The organism is Acinetobacter sp. (assembly GCF_036659555.1).
Taxonomy (GTDB): domain Bacteria; phylum Pseudomonadota; class Gammaproteobacteria; order Pseudomonadales; family Moraxellaceae; genus Acinetobacter.
In genome coordinates this window covers 1-21,286 of the sequence record NZ_JAVXCI010000052.1, presented here as the reverse complement: position 1 = coordinate 21,286, position 21,286 = coordinate 1, and the positions used below count along the sequence as shown (strand labels likewise).

20 protein-coding genes are annotated in these 21,286 nt (G+C 51.3%); 14 read left to right on the top strand and 6 right to left on the bottom strand.

The window, feature by feature from the left end; translation table 11 throughout:
* Positions 1–845 precede the first annotated feature (845 nt).
* From RSA72_RS08645 to RSA72_RS08635, 3 genes are all read right to left on the bottom strand, one after another.
* On the bottom strand, positions 846–1,949 hold the full coding sequence (locus RSA72_RS08645) for a glycosyltransferase family 4 protein (protein WP_332622118.1): 1,104 nt from the start codon (positions 1,947–1,949) through the stop codon (positions 846–848).
* 33 nt (positions 1,950–1,982) lie between these two features.
* Positions 1,983–2,918, bottom strand: coding sequence for an LpxL/LpxP family acyltransferase (locus RSA72_RS08640; protein WP_332622116.1), 936 nt, complete (start codon positions 2,916–2,918; stop codon positions 1,983–1,985).
* A 208-nt stretch (positions 2,919–3,126) separates the two neighbouring features.
* The gene (locus tag RSA72_RS08635; RefSeq protein ID WP_332622115.1) at positions 3,127–5,031 is read right to left on the bottom strand and encodes an ATP-binding cassette domain-containing protein; all 1,905 of its coding nucleotides are present in this window, start codon (positions 5,029–5,031) and stop codon (positions 3,127–3,129) included.
* 35 nt (positions 5,032–5,066) lie between these two features.
* Here RSA72_RS08635 and RSA72_RS08630 point away from each other — a divergent pair, with 35 nt between their 5' ends.
* The 14 genes from RSA72_RS08630 to RSA72_RS08565 all read left to right on the top strand — a co-directional run bounded on the left by RSA72_RS08630 (position 5,067) and on the right by RSA72_RS08565 (position 18,475).
* Complete coding sequence (locus RSA72_RS08630; RefSeq protein ID WP_332622114.1) at positions 5,067–5,312, top strand: SlyX family protein; 246 nt, start codon at positions 5,067–5,069, stop codon at positions 5,310–5,312.
* 436 nt (positions 5,313–5,748) lie between these two features.
* Positions 5,749–6,693, top strand: a complete 945-nt coding sequence (locus RSA72_RS08625; RefSeq protein ID WP_332622113.1) for a hypothetical protein — start codon at positions 5,749–5,751, stop codon at positions 6,691–6,693.
* A 19-nt stretch (positions 6,694–6,712) separates the two neighbouring features.
* Entirely contained in the window at positions 6,713–7,717 is a 1,005-nt protein-coding gene (locus tag RSA72_RS08620) for a PIN domain-containing protein (protein ID WP_332622112.1), read from the top strand.
* Positions 7,718–7,829: 112 nt separating this feature from the next.
* Positions 7,830–8,279 carry an ammonium transporter gene (locus RSA72_RS08615; protein WP_332622111.1) on the top strand — a complete coding sequence of 150 codons (450 nt, stop codon included), beginning with the start codon at positions 7,830–7,832 and terminating at the stop codon, positions 8,277–8,279.
* A 37-nt stretch (positions 8,280–8,316) separates the two neighbouring features.
* Positions 8,317–10,959, top strand: a complete 2,643-nt coding sequence (gene topA, locus RSA72_RS08610) for a type I DNA topoisomerase (RefSeq protein WP_332622109.1) — start codon at positions 8,317–8,319, stop codon at positions 10,957–10,959.
* A 97-nt stretch (positions 10,960–11,056) separates the two neighbouring features.
* A complete protein-coding gene (locus RSA72_RS08605) occupies positions 11,057–11,509 on the top strand; it encodes an NUDIX hydrolase (RefSeq protein WP_332622108.1) in 453 nt (150 codons plus the stop codon).
* Between the two features lie 28 nt (positions 11,510–11,537).
* Positions 11,538–12,296 (top strand): hypothetical protein, encoded by a 759-nt coding sequence (locus RSA72_RS08600; RefSeq protein ID WP_332622107.1) that lies wholly within the window; start codon positions 11,538–11,540, stop codon positions 12,294–12,296.
* A gap of 134 nt (positions 12,297–12,430) precedes the next feature.
* Complete coding sequence (locus RSA72_RS08595; protein WP_332622106.1) at positions 12,431–13,003, top strand: HdeD family acid-resistance protein; 573 nt, start codon at positions 12,431–12,433, stop codon at positions 13,001–13,003.
* Between the two features lie 29 nt (positions 13,004–13,032).
* Positions 13,033–14,166, top strand: coding sequence for a glycerate kinase (locus RSA72_RS08590; protein WP_332622104.1), 1,134 nt, complete (start codon positions 13,033–13,035; stop codon positions 14,164–14,166).
* A gap of 570 nt (positions 14,167–14,736) precedes the next feature.
* Entirely contained in the window at positions 14,737–16,725 is a 1,989-nt protein-coding gene (locus RSA72_RS08585; RefSeq protein ID WP_332622102.1) for an ATP-dependent helicase, read from the top strand.
* Positions 16,726–16,813: 88 nt separating this feature from the next.
* Positions 16,814–17,065 (top strand): RNA recognition motif domain-containing protein, encoded by a 252-nt coding sequence (locus RSA72_RS08580; RefSeq protein WP_332622101.1) that lies wholly within the window; start codon positions 16,814–16,816, stop codon positions 17,063–17,065.
* An 81-nt stretch (positions 17,066–17,146) separates the two neighbouring features.
* Positions 17,147–17,509 (top strand): ASCH domain-containing protein, encoded by a 363-nt coding sequence (locus tag RSA72_RS08575; RefSeq protein WP_332622100.1) that lies wholly within the window; start codon positions 17,147–17,149, stop codon positions 17,507–17,509.
* A gap of 75 nt (positions 17,510–17,584) precedes the next feature.
* Positions 17,585–18,088: a DUF6586 family protein gene (locus tag RSA72_RS08570; protein ID WP_332622099.1), complete on the top strand. Its 504-nt coding sequence runs from the start codon at positions 17,585–17,587 to the stop codon at positions 18,086–18,088.
* Positions 18,089–18,196: 108 nt separating this feature from the next.
* On the top strand, positions 18,197–18,475 hold the full coding sequence (locus RSA72_RS08565; protein ID WP_068909256.1) for a hypothetical protein: 279 nt from the start codon (positions 18,197–18,199) through the stop codon (positions 18,473–18,475).
* 427 nt (positions 18,476–18,902) lie between these two features.
* On the opposite strand, the gene RSA72_RS08560 is transcribed toward RSA72_RS08565, so the two are convergent.
* The 3 genes from RSA72_RS08560 to rpmG form a co-directional block, all read right to left on the bottom strand.
* Positions 18,903–19,127: a hypothetical protein gene (locus RSA72_RS08560; RefSeq protein WP_332624678.1), complete on the bottom strand. Its 225-nt coding sequence runs from the start codon at positions 19,125–19,127 to the stop codon at positions 18,903–18,905.
* A 208-nt stretch (positions 19,128–19,335) separates the two neighbouring features.
* On the bottom strand, positions 19,336–21,054 hold the full coding sequence (locus RSA72_RS08555) for a cation:proton antiporter (RefSeq protein ID WP_332624677.1): 1,719 nt from the start codon (positions 21,052–21,054) through the stop codon (positions 19,336–19,338).
* A 141-nt stretch (positions 21,055–21,195) separates the two neighbouring features.
* A partial coding sequence (gene rpmG / locus RSA72_RS08550) for a 50S ribosomal protein L33 (protein WP_332624679.1) occupies positions 21,196–21,286 on the bottom strand: 91 nt, incomplete at its 5' end.

The window sequence follows — 21,286 nt, the reverse complement described above, 5'->3', positions numbered from 1 at the left end:
CAACCGACCAGACCTACTTTCATGTCACTTTGCCTCGGTGCGTTAAAAAATAAAAAGGGGGTTCGAGTGTATCAAAAGAGCGCATAACTGCAAGCGCTGCAGAATGAAAACAGCATTTATATTGTGCAATATATCTTGTTTATGTTACATGCAAAATTGATATAAATTTATGAATCAATAAAAAATTAAGAATATAAGGCAGGGAATATAAAGTGATCTGGGCTGAAGCTTTGGCCAGCAGCGCCATCTGGCTGATATTTCAGTCTTTGACAGCGCGCTTTGCGCAGCGGTTCCCCGGGGCGGATTTTCCGCGCATGCAGCTTTTAATTATTGTTTTTCTTGCCTTTATGGCGCTGGATCATGTTCCGCTTCGCTGGTCTTGCTTTGCAGCAGATGAAGCATAGCCAGCGCTGCAGCAAAAAGTGGAAATAGCTGCGGATGAAGATAAGCATGGCAGCAAAATGCTGCAGATCCATGCAGATTCAAGGGAAAAGTGTAAGAAATGGCTTACAGCAATTTCGGCTGATGGCGCATAGCCAGGCTTGAGGAAACCGCCTATCCTAGCTTCATCGGCGCATGGAGCAGGGAACGGAATATCCCACTAAGGAAGACGGCGCCGGCAGGAATCATCATGGATATGATGCGGCGAAGGAAAGCCACCGAAAAGAATAATAAGACTTGTGAAAGCACAAACCTCATCGGCCCGGATTTTGCAGGATGCAGAATCCGGGCTGGGCTTTAATTCAGCTGTAGAAAGTTGAAAAACTCAGGCCTGACCTGCTGTGACGCTTCACAGCATAAAGCCGCAGTTCTGCGCGCAACACAGCAAGATCCTGCAGCGGCCGCTATTTCTGTATAACCTGCTGATATAAGCTCAGGGTCTGACCGCACATATCTTTCAGGCTGAACATCGTGACAGGCGCAACCTGCTGCCGCTCATCAATATGCTTTTTCACGGCATTTAATAATGCAGTTTGATCATCAGCATCAATTAAGCCCTGCGGATAGATCTTGGATAGAATTTCCGCCACGCCGCCGCGGTTCCAGCCGATCACCGGCGTGCCGACAGACAGCGCCTCCAGAGCCGTGCGGCCGAAAGTTTCCGCCTGATTGGACAGCGACAGCACGGCATCGCTGAACGCCAGCCATTCCCGGATATCTGAACGGTGGCCGGCAAAAGTGATTTTTTCACTCAGGCCTTTGGCTTGAATGCTGTTCTGCATCTCTTTTAAATAGGCGGCTTTTTTTGGATCTGCGCCGCCGACCACGACCGCATGCAGCTGCGGATACTGCTGATGCAGCTGCTGCACCAGCGCAATCAGGGTTTCATGGCCCTTGAGGCGGGTGATGCGGCCCGGCAGGCACAGCAGAAACTTATTTTCCAGTTCAGGAAAGTCTTTAAAGGTTTGATTCAGCCATTGCGCCGAAGGCTGATAGCCGTGCGGAAAGGCCTGCGGGTCAATGCCGCGGTAAATGCGCACGATATCCTGCGGCGGGCAGTTTTTATAATGGTCGGTGATGTATTTCACCACGCTGTCCGACACCGCAATGACTTTTTCCGCCTGCGTCATGATCTGGCTGTAGCGGTTAATGGAATAAAAGCCATGCACCGTGCTGATCAGATGCGGGCGCTGGCCTGCCGGAATGCCCCGCAGCGCAAAATGCGCCAGCCATGCCGGCACCCGCGAGCGCACATGCACAATATCCGGCCGGTGCTGCTGAATCAGCTTTCGGAGCGGGCGGATCTGCCGCAGGCTGGACAGCGATTTTTTATGCACCGGCAGAGTCAAATGCGTTGAGCCTTCCGCTTCCAGCTGCGCCACCAGGCGCCCGCCATTCGACACCACCAGCGATTCATCGCCATGGGCAATCAGCGCGCGGGCAATTTCCAGCGTTCCGCGCTCTACGCCGCCGCTGTTCAGTTCGGGTAAAAGCTGCATGATTTTCATTGCAATTCTCTCTTTTGTTCTGGCGGGCAGGGCTTAATAAATTTCTTCATAGCCTTCAGGGCGGGTTTTAAAGCGCCGGTGAAACCACATGTACTGCGTCGGGGCAATCCGCAGCTGATTTTCAATAATTTTATTGACCCGAAGCGCATCGGCGGCTTCATCTTCGCTGGGGAAGTTGTCCAAAGCCGGCTCAAGCAGCACATGGTAGCGCGGGTCGCGGATGTCGCCGCTGCGGTAAAAATACAGCGGCACTGCAGAGGCTTTGGAAAGTTTCATCAGGCGCCGGTGCGCGGTGACGGTGGCTGCCGGCACGCCAAAAAACGGCGCCATCACGCCCTGCTTCAGGCCAAAGTCCTGATCCGGGCTGTACCAGATGGCTTGGCCGTTTTTCAGCTGGCGGATCAGGCCGCGCATGTCGTCATGGTCAATCTGGCAGCTGTAACTGGCGCCGCGGCAGCGGTAAACCAGCATGTCCAGCAGCCGGTTGTTCTGCGGGCGGTAGACTGCGCCCATCGGGAAATAGCGGGAGCAGAGATAGCCGCCGGCATCCAGCAGCGTGGAATGCGTGCCGAGCAGCAGCACGCCTGCGCCGCCGGCCTGCGCCTTTTGCAGATGCTCCAGCCCTTGAATGCTGACGCGGCCGTTAAACCACTGCGGGCAGTACCATGCATTCAGGGTTTCAAAAATGCCGATCATCTGATCGGTAAAAACCTGGCGCGCATTGTCCTGCACCTGCGCTGCCGGCCATTCGGGAAAGCAGACTTCCAGATTGCGCACGGCGGTTTTGCGCCGGGATTTTAAATACTTAAATGCCGTATTGCCTAAAAACACGGCAAGGCGGCGCTGAACAGCCCATGGCAAAACCGCCAGGATCATCAGAAATGCAATGCCAATCCAAATGCCCCAGTACTGCGGCAGCAAAAATGACCATTGAAATACACCGGGCTGATAATCTGGCTTTTGACTCATAAGGGCTAAATCAAATACTGAAAAATAGCGCTCAGTTTAGCATGAAGCTGAATTAAAAGAGAAAGTCCGGCCTGTATCTGTATGATGCTGGTAACGCCACCGCAGATTCAGCTTTTGCAGGCCGCCGCTGGAAATCCGGTTTTGCCCCGCTGCAGCGCAGGCATAAAAAATGCCGTATCGGAATACGGCATTTAATTGGCAGGGGTGCTTAGCCTTTAGTCAGGTTTTCCAGTTCTTCCCAGCGCTCCAGTTTTTCCAGCAGCAGCTCATCAATTTCAGTTAAGCGGCTGGAAAGCTTCATGGCTTTATTCGCATCAGAAATGAATAGGGAGCCATCGGCCAGCTGCGCATTAATGTCTGCCTGTTCTTTTTCCAGCGCTTCCATTTCAGCAGGCAGCTGCTCTAAAGCGCGCTGATCCTTATAGCTGAGCTTGACTTTTTTCGGTGCTGCGGCGGCAGACGCAGCTTCAGCTTTAGCCAAGGCTTTTTTCACATCGCTTTTCTGATCGACAGCAGTTTGATCTGGACGCTGCTCCAGATAATCCTGATAGCCGCCAATGTATTCGTCAATGTTGCCTTTGCCGTCAAACACCCAAGTCGATGTCACCACGTTGTCCATAAAAGCGCGGTCATGCGAGATCAGCAGCAAGGTGCCTTTGTAGCCGCCGAGCATTTCTTCCAGCAGCTCTAAAGTCACCATATCCAGGTCATTGGTTGGCTCGTCCATCACAATCAGGTTGGACGGCTTCAGCAGCAGTTTGGCCAGCAGGATGCGGTTGCGTTCACCGCCCGACAGCGCTTTTACCGGGGTGCGCGCGCGTTCCGGCGAGAACAGGAAGTCCTGCAGATAGCTGTAGATGTGGCGGCGGCCGCCATTTACATCGACAAAATCTGAACCTTCAGACACGTTGTCTTTTACTGATTTTTCCAGATCCAGCGCATTGCGCAGCTGGTCAAAATACGCCACTTCAAGCTGCGTGCCGGTTTTGACTGATCCGCCATGCTCAATCTCGCCTAAAATGGCTTTGATGAGCGTGGTTTTGCCGACACCGTTGTCACCGACGAGGCCAATGCGGTCGCCGCGCAGCACCAATGCAGAGAAGTCTTTGATAATGGGTTCCTGATTGCCAAACGCCACACTGAGATGTTCAATATCGAAGACCAATTTGCCTGAACGGTTGGCATCTTGCGTTGCCATGCTGACTTTGCCCTGCTGTGAACGGCGCGCTTTAGATTGTTCGCGCAATTCTTTGAGGGCGCGGACACGGCCTTCGTTGCGGGTGCGGCGGGCTTTAATGCCTTGGCGAATCCACACTTCTTCTTCAGCCAAGCGCTTATCGAACAGCGCATTCTGCTTTTCTTCCGCTTCCATCTGCATCGCTTTCAGTTCAAGGTAGCGTGAGTAGTTGCCTTCGTAGCTGCGCAGGGTGCCGCGGTCCAGCTCTACAATGCGGGTCGCAATACTGTCAACAAATGAACGGTCATGCGAAATAAATAATAAGGTTAAATTATTTTGATCGAGCAGGAATTTTTCCAGCCATTCAATGCTTTCAACGTCCAAGTGGTTGGTCGGTTCGTCCAGCAGCAGCACGTCTGGCTGCGTCAGCAGCGCGCGCGCCAAAAGCACGCGGCGCTTGCGCCCGCCGGATAAATCCGCCAAATCTGCATCCGGGTCTAAGCCCATTTTGCTGAGAATCGAGTTGACTTTGGTTTCCAGCGCCCAGCCATCCAGCAAGTCCATTTTATGCTGCAGGTTGCCCATGCGGTCGCAGGCTTCCATATCGCCCAGTACGCAAGCGTCGCTGGCTTCATGATAGGCTCTGAGAACCTCAGCCGCCTCGCCTGCACCGTCAGCCACGATGTCAGCGACTTTGCCCGAATCCATCGGCACATCCTGCGCCAGCATGGAAATAGTGATGCCGTTCTGCAGCGATACTTCGCCGGAATCCGGCAAGAGGCTTCCCTCGATCAGTTTAAGTAAAGTAGACTTGCCTTCACCATTGCGGCCAATCAAACATACCCGTTCACCGCGTTCTAAGTTGAAATTCGCGCCGTCGAGCAGGGAAGGTCCGCCAAACGCGAGTTGGACATCCCTTAAGGTAATGTAGGCCATAATGTTTCCAGAAAAATCTTAAATGAGGACTTAAAGTGACTAAACAGCAAAATATTGATGATCAGGGGTCATTGTCCGCACTCATTGAAGATTTGCAAGTGCGAATTGCATTTTTAGATGAATTAGTTGAGCAGCTGAATGATCAGGTTGCGCTGCAAAACACGGAAATTACTGATTTAAAGAAGCAAATGCAGCTGCTGTACCGCCGCGTGGATGCGTCCGATTTATCTGAAGGCATTGCCGAGTTTGACCCGCTGACCAACCGCCCGCCGCATTATTAATGCTTTTCCCGCTTTGGCGCCGGCCGGGTTGAGGTTTTCTGTGCGCGCTTGCCCTGCAGTAAACGCCTAAGCTGCAAAGACGGACAGTTTATGTGCTCTTGGGTTTCAGCGCCTGCACTGCCGCATCTGGCATTTAAGGTTTAAATGCCTTTGCGCAGGCAAGGCCCTGCTTTAGAAAGGCCAGCTGTTTATACAAACAGGGCCAAAGCCTTTTGCTGTCCATGCATGGCATCCTGAGCCTGTTTTAAGCGCGGCTTTAAAATGCAGCGCAAGGGATGGGCAGCGCGCAGCATCCCTGCCGTACCCCGCATATCCGAAGCTGATTTAACGCAGCTGCGGGACAGCAATGCGCTGAAAGCCCTTTTCCATATTGACCTTTCGCCCTGTTCCCGCTGTAATGCACAGCATCCCGCTGACCTGCCGAATACCAGAATTTATGACTGCCAAAGCCGTACTGCTTGATCTTGAAAATAATATGCCTACAGCGCAATTGCTGCGGGATATCGTCGGACACTATCCTGCGCTGTATCTGTTTAACTGCCAAGGCCGTTTTGAATATTCGCTGGAAGATTTAACGGAACTTTCCGGCTGGATCAGCAGCGGGCAGGTGGTGATTTTAGATACGCCGGAGACCGAGCAGAAAGAGTTTGAATACGCTGTCGTGGCGGGGCAGCTGATGGCGCTGCTGGAAGCAGGCGCGCATGTGGAAGTTATTTCAGCCATGCCCGGCTGTGAAATGCTGCTGGACTTGATGCGGGGCTCCGGCATCAGCTGCAGCCTGATACAGATTCAGCCTGAGGCGGAAGCCTGCCGGCCGAAGTATAAAATTCCCAGTCTGGAAAAGATTAAAGCCGCGCCTTACCTGCTGATGGTGAAGAAATACTGTGATGCGCTGGCGAAGATGGCAGGCAAGCCGCATAGCGTTGAATCGCTGAAGAATTCAGTGGCGAATATCCTGCATCTGGCGCCTGAAAAAGCGCAGCATGTGGTCGGCATGCTGATCAATTTGAAAATTGTGAAGCGCTGCGATGATCAGGTGAATTTCCGCAAAAAAGTGCTGAAACAGTGGGCGCAGTTGTGTCTGGATGAGGACGCTGCGCCTTTGCCGCAAAATATGCAGGATGCTTTAGCGCAGCTGAATGCGCAGCAGGGCCTGTATGCCGATTTTCATCAGATTGACCCGGTTCAATTGCAAGTGATTAAAAAGCTTAATGAATTAAAGCAGGAAAAGCCTAAAGACATTTATGCTTTGCGCGACTTGCTGGAACAGCTGTTCCCGAAATCTGACATCCGGCTGCTGCTGAAAGAGCTGATTGATAAAGGCTATATTTACTGGAATGGCCATGAAGTGCTGTACAGCCATGAAATGTTTTTAAATTAGAAAAAAATGATGAGGGGATATGAAAAAAGTTTTGCTGTTGGATATTGAAAATTTACCTAAAACTGAAATAGAGCTTTTACAGCTGCTCAATTCATATGCTTTGGTTTATTTGGTCTATGCAAAGTCTCCAATTACGCTAAGTTTAGATGGCCTGCAAAACTTGTCAGAGCATGTAGCAAAAAAGCGCCTTGTTCTAATTAAAATGCCAAAAACAGGGCCAGATGCTGCAGACTTCGGCTTGTCTTTTGTAGCAGGCCAATTGTCTATCCAAATGGACAAGTCAAATACTGAGTTTGATGTAATGTCAAATGATAAGAAGTTTGAATATATTGTTGACTTGCTTAAAATTATGGGTTTCAAAGCAAGTCAAATTAAAAAAGACAGCAATGTTCAAATTAAGGATCTAAAGCAGGCGCTGCAGAATATTGATCCGAATAAAGCGGAATTTAAAAGCCTATTCACTGCGATAAACCTATTGGTAAAAAATCAGCCCAAGCAATTCAATTCACTGAATAATGCCTTAAAGTCTTGGATGAAGGGCAGTGGAGAAAATATAAAGCAGACAATTGAATTATTAAAAAAATATCAATTTATTCAAATCCAAAATCAAAATGTGAGTTATGAACTGACGCGCATGAAAGAAGCATTAAAAGCGCAGGAAAAATCAGCCGTAAAAAGTCTTGCGGTTAATTTGCCGGCAATTGACGAAATTCAAAATAAGCCTCATTTGCAGCGCTTGAAAATGTATTGCAATTACTTGGCGAAAATTATGCAAAATAAGCCGGCAAAGCTCAGCAGTTTAATTAACTCTATTCAGTCTGTATTGAGGTTGGATAATCAGCAGGCGGCTCAGGACTTTATTCATATTTTGCAGAAGCATAATATTATGAATCAAGATAATACTAAGATTAGTTACAATGATCAGCTGATTGAAGCATGGTCGGACTTAGATGAAAGCTGCCTGAATACTGCGGTTATTCCAAATGCGATGATTGATCAGCCTAATACTGAAATTGCGTCATAGCTTTCTGCCGGCAAACGAAAAATCAGATTAATGCCTCATGAAATTCATGAGCGGTGCTTGCCTTTTATATTGCGCTTATGCAACTCTAATAAAGGAACATAAAGGTTGGACTATGGAAAATACTGGAATTTGGGTTGCAGTCGTCATTATTGTATTTGTGCTGGGCTCTATTTTGGGACTGCGCGTCAGCCCAAGAGAAAAAGCGCTGGGACTCATGCGTGAAAAAGCCCGCAAGATGGGGCTGCATCCGCGCTTAGTGGCTGCGCCAGACTGGACAAAAATACCGATGGCCTCTGAAAAGCGCGCCAGTATGGTGGCCTACTACAGCGTGCTGCTTCCAGATGCCCGCCTGCCTTTAATGCGCGCCCGCGTGGCCGATCAGAAATTAGAGCTTGTACATGGCGATGACAAGTTTAAAGATTTTCCCATTGCATTAAAGGGCATTTATGCTATTGATATGCAGGCAAACTGTGTAGGACTCTATTGGGACGAAGAATCTGATTTAAGAGCTGCTCAGTTGGAAGAGATCAAAGCCTGCTTGCATTCTTTGGCTAAACTTTAATTTTATACCCATTAAAAAACAGGATTAACGGTTAATTATGGCGAACGCTCCTCGGTCCACATCCAAAAGCGCGGCAGCAAAATCTTCTGATGCTGGGAAAAAACGTGCCTTAGTGATTGTGGAGTCGCCTGCAAAAGCGAAAACAATCAACAAATATCTGGGTTCAGACTACATTGTAAAGTCGTCGGTCGGCCATGTCCGCGATTTGCCCACAGGCGGTTCGTCTAAAACTGCAGAAAAAAAGCCTGCCGCCCGCGCTAAGTTGACTGAAGCGCAGAAGGCTGAAAAATCCCAGTCCGCTTTAGTGAACCGCATGGGCGTTGACCCTGAACATGGCTGGCAAGCGCAGTATGAAGTGCTTCCGGGCAAAGAAAACGTCGTTGCAGAACTGAAAAAACTGGCATCGCAGGTCGATGAAGTCTACCTCGCAACGGATATGGACCGTGAAGGGGAAGCGATTGCCTGGCATTTAAAAGAAGTGATTGGCGGCGATGATTCACGCTATCAGCGCGTGGTGTTCAACGAAATTACCAAAAATGCCATTCAGGAAGCGTTTAAGCATCCGTCACGCCTGGATACCAATAAAGTCAATGCGCAGCAGGCGCGCCGCTTTCTGGACCGTGTTGTCGGCTTTATGATTTCGCCTTTGCTGTGGGAAAAAATTGCCCGCGGTTTATCGGCAGGCCGCGTGCAGTCCGTTGCGGTCAAGCTGGTGGTGGAGCGCGAGCGCGATATCCGCGCCTTCATCCCGGAAGAATACTGGCAAGTCTTTGCAGATACCAAGTCTAAAAAAGATGACATCCGTTTAGAAGCGGTCAAGCAGGCGGGCAAGGCCCTCAAGCTGCGCAATAAGGCGGAAACCGACGCTTTATTGAATCTGATTAAAGATGCTGAATATAAAGTGTCGGTGCGCGAAGATAAGCCGACCAAGGTTAATCCAAGCGCGCCGTATATCACCTCAACGCTGCAGCAGGCAGCCAGCACCCGCTTGGGCTTCTCGGTGAAGAAAACCATGATGCTGGCGCAGCGCCTGTATGAAGCTGGCTTCATCACCTATATGCGTACCGACTCAACCTTCCTGAGCGATGATGCGGTGGCGATGGTGCGCCAGCATATTGAAACCGAATTCGGCGGAAAGTACCTGCCTGCCAAGCCGAACCGCTACGGCAATAAGGCCGGCGCGCAGGAAGCGCATGAAGCGATCCGCCCATCCAATGTCAGCCTGAAAGGCGACAGCCTAGCCGGCGTGGAGCGCGATGCGCAGCGTTTATATGACTTGATCTGGCGCCAGTTTACGGCCTGCCAGATGACGCCGGCGGAATATTTATCCTCAACGATTTTAGTCGATGCCAATGGCGTAGAGCTGAAAGCCAAGGGCCGCACCCTGGTCTTTGACGGCTTCACCAAAGTGCGCGGCCAGAACAAATCAGATGACGATGTGCTGCTGCCGGCGGTCAAAGTCGGCGAAATCTTAAAGCTTGAGAAGCTGGAGCCGTCGCAGCACTTTACCAAGCCGCCCGCGCGCTTTACTGAAGCGTCACTGGTGAAAGAGCTTGAGAAAAAAGGCATTGGCCGCCCTTCGACTTACGCTGCCATTATTTCCACCATTCAGGACCGCGGTTATGTGAAGCTGGAAAACCGCCGCCTGTATGCGGAAAAGATGGGCGAAATCGTCACAGACCGCCTTGATGAAAGCTTCAATAACCTGATGAACTATGACTTTACCGCAGACCTTGAAGGCCAGCTGGATAAAGTCGCGGACGGCGAACGCAACTGGAAAGAGCTGCTGGACAATTTCTACGGCGATTTCAAAAAGCGCTTAACCACGGCGCAGGGCGAAAGCGGCATGCGCCGCAACCTGCCTGTAGAGGTTGCTGCGGTGCACTGCAAGGAATGTGACCGCCCGATGCAGATCCGCACCGGCACAACCGGCGTATTCCTCGGCTGTTCAGGCTATAACCTGCCGCCGAAAGAGCGCTGCAAAGGCACCTTGAATTTAACCCCGGTCGAATCTTTGGCTGCGTTTTCGGATGATGACAGCGTGGAAACCGCTGACCTGATGTCGAAAAAGCGCTGCCCGGTTTGCGGCACGGCAATGGACAGCTACGTGATTGACGGCGGGCGCAAGCTGCATATCTGCGGCAACAATCCTGACTGCAGCGGCTTTGAACTGGAAGAAGGCGAGTTCAAAATCAAAGGCTATGACGGCCCGACTATTCCATGCGATAAATGCGATGGCGAAATGCAGCTGAAAACCGGTCGTTTTGGCCCTTACTTCGCCTGCACCAGCTGCGACAATACCCGCAAAGTCTTGAAGAGCGGCCAGCCGGCGCCGCCGCGGGTAGACCCGATTAAAATGGAGCATCTGCGCTCGGCCAAGCATGATGACTTTTTTGTGCTGCGTGACGGCGCTGCCGGCTTGTTCCTGGCTGCCAGCAAGTTCCCGAAAATCCGTGAAACCCGTGCGCCGAAAGTCGCTGAACTGCGCACTGTGGCGGATCAGCTGGATCCGAAATATCAGTTTATCCTGCAGGCGCCGGATGCTGACCCTGAAGGCAACCCAACTTTGGTGAAATTCAGCCGCAAGAATCAGGCGCAGTATGTTGGTTCTGAAAATGCGGAAGGCAAGCAGACCAAGTGGTCGATGGTGTATCAGGACGGCAAATGGGTTGAAGCTTAAGCTTTGATTTGTAGAAAATAAACTGAGAAAATGCTGGCGGAAGCCGGCATTTTTTATATGATTGCGGCATCTTTCTTTACTTGGATGCAGACAGCTGATGATTCCGATCCGTTCAATTATTGTTTCCGCCGTACTGCTTTCAGAGGCCGAAGGGCAGACAAAAATATTGCTGATGAAGCGGGTGAAAGGCCAGTTTTGGAGCCATATTGCCGGCAAAATAGAGCAGGCGGAAACAGCAAGCCAAGCGATAGTCCGCGAAATTCGTGAAGAAACCGGCATTCAGGTGAAGCAGCTGTACAGCGCGGATTATCTGGAGCAGTTCTATGAAGCCAGCGCCAATGTGATTGAGCTGATACCTGTGTTTGCGGTTTACTGCGCTGAAGATCAAGCCGTTGCTTTAAATGATGAGCATACAGAATACGGCTGGTTCAGTTTGGAAGAAGCGGTGGAAAGGGCGGAATTTGGCGGCCAGCGCTTACTTTATCAATACCTTTGGGATAATTTTGTGAAAAGGCGGCCGTCTGATTTGCTGAAAATAAATATAAATTGATTTGAGCCTAGTGCTTGCTGGATAGGGTATGTGGAAAAAAATACGGATTCTGTGCCTGCTGATGATTTTGCTGATTGTCGCGGTCAATGCATGGAAAGATAAAAATCAGGATTGGAGCAAGCCGGTTTTTGTGCTGCTGCATCCTATTAATGCGGATGGCTTGCCTGCGACGCAGCAGTATATTCAGCAGCTGACCGCGCAGGATCTGCAGGGCGCGCAGCAGTATTTGCAGGCCTTTGCGCAGCAGTACCGCGGCCAGCCTAGCTATTTTTATTTCAATATGGGCCGTGAACTGCAGCAGCCTCCGCCTAAAGTGCCTGAACAGGCCAATATGCTGCAGGTGATTGTATGGAGCTTGAAATTCCGCTTCTATGCATGGCGCCAGCGTCAAAGCGCGGACGGCGCGCCCAGCGTGACGCTGTTCCTGAATTATTATGACCCGCAAAGCAGCAGAGAGCTGAAGCATTCTACTGCGCTGGAGAATGGCCGCATCGGTTCGGTGAATTTATTCGCCTCCAAAAAGCAGGCTGCGCAAAACAAAATTGTGCTGGTGCATGAACTGCTGCATGCTTTCGGCGCCAGCGATAAGTATGATCTTGCCACTGGCCAGCCGCTTTATCCCGTCGGCTATGCATTTCCCAATCAGCAGCCTTTATTTCCGCAAGCCAAGGCTGAGCTGATGGCCGGGCACATTCCGTTGTCTGCAGCTAAAAGCAAAATGCCGAAGCATTTGGAACAGACTTTAATCAATGAGCTGACCGCCAGAGAGCTGGGCTGGATCAAGTAATTTAAGGGCGCTGCTGTGCGGATAATTCAAAACTTATCCGCAGCGGAATGGATCCTGTGAATGAATTTAGGCTTTAGCTGGGCGGCGGATCATGCTAAAAATAAGCCATGCCTATATGACACTTGAGAAAAAACATGAAAACAGTAGGAAATGATTTGGTCCGCCATCAATTGCATGAGAACCGGAAATGGTATTTGGGCTTAGGCGCGCTGCTGAGCGCTTTTGGCCTGCTGCTGCTGGCTGCCTTGCCGTTCGCCACCTTATCCGTAGTGTTTATGTTTGGCGGGCTGATGATGCTGGGCGGGGCGCTGCACTTCATCGCCGCCTTTAAAATATTTGACGGCGGCTTCCGCTGGCTTTGGGCGCTGTTCGGGCTGCTGTATATCGCCGCGGGCTATTATGCGTTTACCGCGCCGGTGAAAACCGCGGTGGTGCTGACCGGCATCTTAGCCGTTATCCTGATCATTGCCGGACTGATCCGCATTTTCAGCGCGCTTCTGTTCCGCGCCTTTCAGGGCTGGGGCTGGACGCTGTTTTCCGGGCTGCTGACTTTGGCTGCCGGGGTGATGATTTTAATGTCGCCGGATGCGCCGTTCTGGGTGCTGGGCCTGTTTCTGGCGGTGGATATCTTATTTCAGGGCATTAACTATTTGACCTTGGCGTTCTATATTAAGCGCGAAGTGCCGAAAAGTTCGGCGGATGCTTAAAGCTGCGCAGCAAGGAAAGGCAGAAGCCGATGACGAAAATTTTTGTTTTAGCGCCAGACTCGTTTAAAGAAAGCATGAGCGCTGAGCAGGCCTGTATGGCCATGCAGCGCGGTATTTTACGGGCTATGCCGGATGCCGAGTGCATTCATGTGCCGATGGCGGACGGCGGCGAGGGCACGGTCGATGCTTTGATTGCGGCGTTGCAGGGCCGGCGCGCTGAGTGCGAAGTGACTGGGCCTTTGCCACAGCAGCGGATTAACACCTATTTCGGCCTGATTGATGAGGGCAAAACAGCCGTGATTGAAATGGCGAAAGCCAACGGCATTCATTTATTGTCAATGGAACAGCGTAATCCACTTTTGACCTCAACATTTGGCACAGGTGAAATGATTGCACAGGCCTTAGATTTAGGCGTGTCGAAAATTATTTTGGGTTTGGGCGGCAGCGTGACCAATGACGGCGGCGCAGGCATGGCGCAGGCGCTGGGGGCTAAATTTTATGACGCTGCCGGAAATGCAGTGCAGGGCTGCGGCGGGCAGCTGGGGCGCATCCGGAGCATTGATTTAAGCGCCTTAGACCCGCGCTTAAAGTCCGCAGAAATTCTGATTGCTTCGGATGTCAATAATCCGCTTTGCGGCGCCAATGGCGCATCTGCGGTCTTTGGCCCGCAAAAGGGCGCAGATGCAAAAATGGTGGAAATTCTAGATCAGAACTTGAGCCATTTTGCAGATGCTGCTGCCGGCCGCTCATGCAGGAATATTGCCGGCGCGGGCGCAGCAGGCGGTTTAGGTTTTGGCCTGATGGCCTTTGCTGGAGCAAAAATCCAGTCGGGCGCAGCGCTGGTCATTGAGCAGTGCCGGCTTGCTGAGAAAATTGCGCAGGCGGATTATGTTTTTACCGGTGAAGGCAAAATAGATTTTCAAACCAAATTCGGCAAAACGCCGTTTGCTGTCGCGCAGGCGGCGGCCCAGCTGCATAAGCCGGTGATTGCTTTTGCGGGTCTGGTTGGCGAAGGCATTGACGAATTATATGCCTTAGGATTTACCCGGATTATCGGCATTAACCCGCCAGGCTGCGCTTTGCAAGATGCGCTGAACAATGCGGAGATGCATTTGGAAAATGCTGCAGCGGCATTAATTGATGATTTAGCCGGTCATGATTAATTTAAAAATATGGATTTGCACTGCCGCAGAATAAATATGAGCGATGCATGCCTGCGCGCAGGCGCTATGCTGCTTTGACAGGACAGCGTAACCAAATCCCTCGCCAGTGATGCGTCCATGCATTACTGAATATAGCCAATTACCCAAATAGCTATCACATAAAAACCTAATGAAAGCATATAAGTAAAATAAACTTTGGATACGCGAGTGCGGCATGGATGCCGCACGTTGCCCATCACGGCAAGGACGCCGTGTATGGGCAACAAAAGACTTTTGCTCACTTTGGGTCTTTCCAAAGTGAGGTATTGCCTGCGCAAAGCTGTTTAAACATTTAAAGGAAAAGTGAGGCAGTGCAAGCGCTATTGTTAATTGCCGAAATCGTTAACGCGACTAAAATCTAGTGCAATCATATTTTATAGGCAATTATGCGTAATACAAACTTTAGGATTTGGTTATAGTGGCAGCATCCGTGCTGCCTGTCACGACCCGAATGCCTGCGGGAAGCTTCATATCAAGTTTTCTGCAGTCAGCTCTGCTAAACTAGCGCCATTCAAAAAATGATGAGTAGAGATGAGTTTAGCCAGCCTGATTGATGAATTAAATCCTCAGCAAAAACAAGCCGCCACCACAGAAAGCCAGCACAGTCTGGTGCTGGCGGGCGCAGGCTGCGGCAAAACCAAAACCATCGTGGCGCGGGCAGCTTACCTGATTGATCAGGGCGTGCCCGCCAGTCAAATTCAGATTTTGACTTTTACCCGCCGCGCGGCCAGTGAAATTGTGGCGCGGGTGGAGCTGGCGCTGGGCGCTCAAGCCAAAGGCCTGCGCGCATCGACCTTTCATACTTTCTGCATGTACCTGCTGCGCCGCATTCCCAATGCGTTTGGCTTGGAGCAGTTTTCAATTATTGACCGCGATGATCAGATGATGCTGTTCAGGCTGATCCGCGGCAAAGACGACAAGAAAAACCCCAATCAGCTGCCGAAGCCGAAAGAGCTGTGCGACCTGTATTCTTTTGCGCGCAATACCCGGCAAAAGCTCAGCCTGGCGCTGGAAAAGCAGCTGCCGGAATTTCTGGACATGAAAGATGCAATTGCGGAGATCATGAAGGAATATGAAAACCGCAAGCGCGCCCGCAGCTTCCTGGATTATGACGATATTCTGGCGGTGGTGGCTTCCGCTCTGGCGCAGTCTGAAGGCCTGGCGGACTATGTCGCCTCAATCTGCCGGCACATGCTGGTGGATGAAATGCAGGATACCAACCCCTTGCAGTGGGCGCTGCTGGAGCCTTTAAAAGACCGCGTGAATTTATTCTGCGTGGGCGATGATGCACAGTCAATTTACGGCTTCCGCGGCGCCGACTTTGAAAATATCCACCACTTTAAAGACCGTGTGCAGGATGCGCAGATTTTCAAGCTGGAAAAAAATTACCGCTCCACGCAGGAAATTTTAGACCTGTCGAATTGGCTGCTGGAGCAAAGCCCGATCAAATATGACAAGCATCTGCAGGCTTACCGCGGCGCAGGCGCGAAGCCGAAAATGCATGTATTTCCCAATGAGTTTGATGAAGCCAAATGGATTGCCATCGACATCAAGGAGCGCCATTACATTGACGGCGCCAAGTGGAATGAGCATATGGTGCTGGTGCGCTCCAGCTTCGCCGCCCGCCATATTGAAGCGGCCTGCATTGCGGCCAATGTGCCGTACCGCTTTATCGGCGGCATGAAGCTGCTGGAAACCGCGCACGTCAAAGACCTGCTCAGCCTGCTGCGCGTGGCGGCCAATCCGCTGGATGATATTGCCTGGATGCGCTTTCTGACGCTGTGGAATGGCGTCGGCGATGCTGGCGCCAGCAAGCTGTCGCATCAGCTGCTGCTGGAGCCTGAAATGGATGCAATCGCCGCCAAGCTGGAAAAATTCGGCAAAGTGCCGGAGCAGGCGATTCTGCTGCTGAAGCAGATGGCGCAGATCCGCCATGAAGTACAGGCCTGCGTCAGCCTTGCGGTGCAGGCCATTGAAGCGCAGCTGGCGGAAAACTACAAGAAAGACTGGCAGCGCCGCCAGGGCGATTTTGAGCTGGTCAAGCAGCTGGCGTCGAAGCATGGACAGCTCAGTGAATTCCTTGAAGAATATGTGCTTGACCCGGTATCCATCAGCGAGATTGAACGCCAGTCGGAAGATGATGTGGTGACGCTGATCACCGTTCACTCGGCCAAAGGTACAGAGCAGAACGTCTGCTATGTGGCGAATGTTTCTGCCGGGCAGTATCCGCATGCGCGCGCGCAGGGCGATTTTGATGAAGTGGAGGAAGAGCGCCGCGTGCTGTATGTGGCCTTAACCCGCGCCAAGAATGAACTGATTTTGACCAAGCAGAATCTGAATATGTGGGCGCGCGGCACGGTGGATGAGCAGGGGCGCAAAGTGGAAAGCTATTTTTTAAATGATTTGACCCGCAGCCTGTGCACAACAGAAACCCATTACCGGCAGCGCGAGCAAACCGTGAAAAGCGCATTGATTGAGCGCCAGTCGATTAATTTAGATTTTGGCATCGATCTCGATTAAACTATAGCAATTGTATATTGATTGCGAAGTTCAAAAAGCAGGGCAGGCAAGCGCTTTTTGATGATTTTGCCTATTTTAAGGTTGTAAGATGAAAATTTTAGTTCGTAGTTTGGAACGTACTGTGACTGAAGCTGAATTGCTTGAATTGTTTCAGGCATACGGCACGGTAGAGTCATGCAAGCTGGTGCTTGACGCATCAACCGGCAAATCCAAAGGCTTTGCCTTTGTTGAAATGCCGCATGGCCGTGAAGCGGTCAAAGCGATTAAGGGCTTGAACACCCTGCGCCTGCATGGCCACGGCATCCGCGTAAAGCAGGCTGAAGACAAGCCGGCGGAATAATGGAAAGGAGCAGTCACTGCTCCTTTTTTTATGCACATTTAATTTGCAGGGCAGCAGGCCTGAAAATTTTTAATGCACGCCATGAATCAGCCATACATTGCCCTCTCTATTGTGGCGCCAAGCGGCACCCGCATTGCGCAAGGCCGCAAAACACTGGAAGTCCGCTCTTGGCAGCCTGAACAGCTGCCCTTGAAGGATATTGTGATTGTCGAAAATCAGAACTATCTGACTCAGGACGGCGATGAAGAGCCGGGATTGGCAGTGGCAATAGCCGATATTCTTGCAGTACATCCATGGCGCAAGGATGAACTCGAGGCGGCTTGCGCGGGCTATTGGGCTGAAGGCTATTTTGCCTGGGAAATCAGCAATGTCCGGCCCATCAATCCGCCGGCTGCCGTGATGGCCAAACGGAAGATTTATTTTATTGAAATCGCTCATCCATAATATTCATTGTGATTTTCTGATGATTGCGTTTAAGCTAAATAGCGTACTAAAAGCCAAAATTTAGGAAATCTATTCATGTCCCGTGTTGCCCGTTTTCATGCTGACCGCACCAATCAGAAGCTGTATTTTGCCCGCCTAGCCTGCCAGCAGGCGGAGCAGTCCGATCATGTGCAGCAGGCGCAGGCGCTGCGTGAATCTGCAGTATTTCATTTGCATGGCGCTGTTCTGGCCTTTTTGCAGGAACTGGTGCGCTACTACCGCCTGAATGACGCTGCGCCGACCCTGAAGTCAATTGAGGAAAGCATGGCGGCCAAAGGGCAGGTCTCGCCTGAAGTCGCGGTAATGCAGCAGCTGGCGCAGCAGGGCTTTATCGCGGAACTGAAGCGCGCTTACCGCATGTGCCAGTATGCGCCGGAACCAAGCGCGCCGGAGCCGGAAGACGAAACTTCTTCAAACCTGATTATTAAAGTGACGCAAACGCCTCAGGCCTGGCTGCCGGATAGCAAAATCCTGCGCGAGTGGCACCGCGCGCTGACCCAGCTGATTGACGGCTTCCGCAATGAGATGGTTGAATTTTAAGCTGCTGCGCAGCGCTTGAATTTGACGATTTTATCCCGATATATAATAGTCTAAGCAATGCAAAGCGCTCACGCCTTTGCCACCATGGTGCACATGGAGGAAGGAACTATGTCTATAGAGCAATTGAAAGAATTATTTGGAAATCAGGAAGCGGTTTTGGAACTGGTTCAGCTGGAAGGCGGTGAATTGGCATTGCGCAATGCTGGGTCGGAAAAAGAGCCTCTGGTGACCATTCATTTTAATGATGAAGTGAAAGCCCTGCTGGGCGACCAGACCCCTGTGGTGGCGCAGCATATGGTTCAGGCGGCGCTGTTCAGCCTGCTGGAAAAGCAGGTCAGTGAATGGCAGGCCGAAATCGTGGATGAAAAGCCGCAGTTTATGAGTTAGCAGGCCTGTGTGCTGAAGCGGAAGCGCGCCAAAGGGCGTAATGCCAGTCAGTTAAGAAATTGACTGGCATTTTCTTTTTTAAACTTGCAATATTGTTTGATACGCGGAAGTGTCATCCGCAACCTGTATGGCCTTTGAAAAGGACTGTTTTTGCAACAAAACTATTTAAGTGCAGAAAGTGAACAGGTTTCGCGGTGAGGCGCACTGCGCCGCAAGATGCTTTCCTTGCGAAGCTCCGCTTCTCATTTGGCGAATGAGAAACACTGTTTCGCAAGGAACAAAACGAGCTCCAAAAATTCGATTTAAAAACGGTAAGACTCCGCCGCGAATAGTCCAAAAGGCTAAGAAGTTTACGGCGAAACTCCTTAACTGATCAGCATTAGCCAAAGGGCGCGCTTTTTATTTCCGCCTCAATGCTTGTTGCGGGTTAAGCCGAAAGCGTCATTGAGCCTAAAAAGACCACGCCTAGGCCAATCAGCTGCAGGAAAAAAGGATTTTTAGCCTGCTGCCAGTACAGGACTAAAAACACGATGGAGATTGGGGAAAACAGCAGGCAGCCCAGCCCCCATAGAATGCTGTTTCTGAATGCGGCGATTAAAAAGCCAATGGCGCCAATGATAATGATGGCGAAGCCCAAATAGATCAGCAGCATGATTTCCTTCTTTGCCTTGTTATTAAGAATTTTTAAATAAAGTATTGATTGGATTTAATATTGTTGTCAGGTCTAAGCATATTTTAACCAAAGGCTGTGAATATTCAATGCCGGGCTGCTGGCCGCGCTGGCGGATTGAAGCGTGCAGATGAAAAAAGCCGTGAATCAATCACGGCTTTTTGCGCAGGGCGGGGCAGAATGCAGGCGGTTAATGCGTTGGCGCTTCATGATGCGCAATCTGGATTTGATTCAGAATATGATTGCTCATATTCTTCGCCATTTCCTCTTTGGCGAAATACACTTCGCCAATGTTCTCGCTGCGGATCACTTCCGCTTCTTCCTTGCTTTCCGCGCAGACCAGCACCTGAATCTGCGGATTCAATGTTTTGGCGATATCGACAATTTTATGAATGTCTAAAATATCCATAGGAGACAGCACCAGCAGGCGCGCATGCTGAATATGCGCCTGAATCAGCACGCCGGCTTCGGTCGCTATGCCGGACACGGCAGCAATGCCTTTTCCGCGCAGGTTTTCGACAATTTCACGGTTTTCTTCCGCAATCACCACTTTAATGTCCTGCTGCATTAGGCTGCGGGCAATGCGCCGGCCGACTTCACCGTGGCCGACAATCACCACCTGATCGCGCAGGTAATCCTGCGGCACTTCATCCGGCAGCATGGCCAAAGGGTCGCCGCTGCGCTCCAGCAGGCGGGCCAGGCTCGAGCGCTCACGGATCCAGTTCTGAATCGGCTCAATGGCGGAAAAGACAAAAGAGTTCAGGGTGATGGAGATTAAAGCGCCGGCCAGAATCAGGTTTTGCCCTTCCAGCGACAGCAGGTTCAGGGAAACGCCCAAAGCCGCCAGAATAAAGGAAAACTCGCCGATTTGCGCCAGGCTTGCGCCGACTGTTAATGCAGTATTGAGCGGATAGCGGAAGAACAGCACCAAGGCCATGGCTGCGATGGTTTTGCCGATCATGATGATGGCCACGACCGACAGGACATGCAGCGGCTGTTCGGCAAGAATGCGCGGGTCAAACAGCATGCCCACCGCAACAAAGAACAGGATTGAGAAAATCTCGCGCAGCGGCAGAGTCTCTTCTTCTGCGCGGTGGCTGAAGTCGGATTCTTTCACCACCATGCCAGCAAAGAACGCGCCCAAAGCCATAGAAACGCCAAACACTTTGTAGGCGCCAAAGGCAATTGAAACCGCAGCCGCCACAACCGTTAAGGTAAACAGTTCGCGCGAGCCTAAGCGCGCCACAATCTGCATGATCATCGGCACTAAGCGCTTGCCGATAATCAGCATGAAAGCGATAAAGCCGGCAACTTTCAGCAGGGTTGTTCCCAGCGTCAGCCAGATGCTTTCATCCCCGCCTGCGCCTTCCAGCGCCTGTCCGCCCAGCAGCACCGCAGTGGCGGGCAGCAGCACCAGAGCCAAGACCATCACCAAATCTTCCACCAGCAGCCAGCCGACCGCAATTTTGCCGTTGACGGAGTCCAGCAGGCCGCGGTCGCTGAGCGCTTTCAGTAGAACGACTGTGCTGGCGCAGGACAGGCTGAGGCCGAAAATCAGCGCAGCGCCAAAGCTCCAGCCCCACATCATCGACACGCCCATGCCCAGCAGGGTGGCAACCGCAATCTGCAGAACCGCGCCCGGCAAGGCGATGCGCCGCACCTGCATTAAATCATTGAGTGAAAAATGCATGCCGACGCCAAACATCAGGAACATGACGCCCAGTTCGGCCAGCTGATTGGCCAGATGAATGTCGCCGACAATGCCCGGCGTATTCGGGCTGAGGATGATGCCTGCAACTAAATAACCGATCAGGGGCGGCAGGCGCAGGCGGGCGGCGCCATAGCCGAAAATCAGGGCTAAGCCAAAGCCGGCAGCCAGCAGGATGATGAGTTCTACGTCATGGGGCACTAACAGCTCCTTAAGCCAAGGTTAAGGGGGGAATCAAAATAAGCACAAAAAGTGCCAAAAGGCCAGGAAAGTGTAGCAAGCCGGGTAAAAAAAATGCAAAAAAACGGCCTGAAGAGGCCGTTTTTTTTCAAGAAGCTGAAATTATTTGATTTTAGCTTCTTTGAAGATTACGTGCTGGCGGATTTTTGGATCAAATTTTTTGATTTCCATTTTTTCCGGCATAGTACGTTTG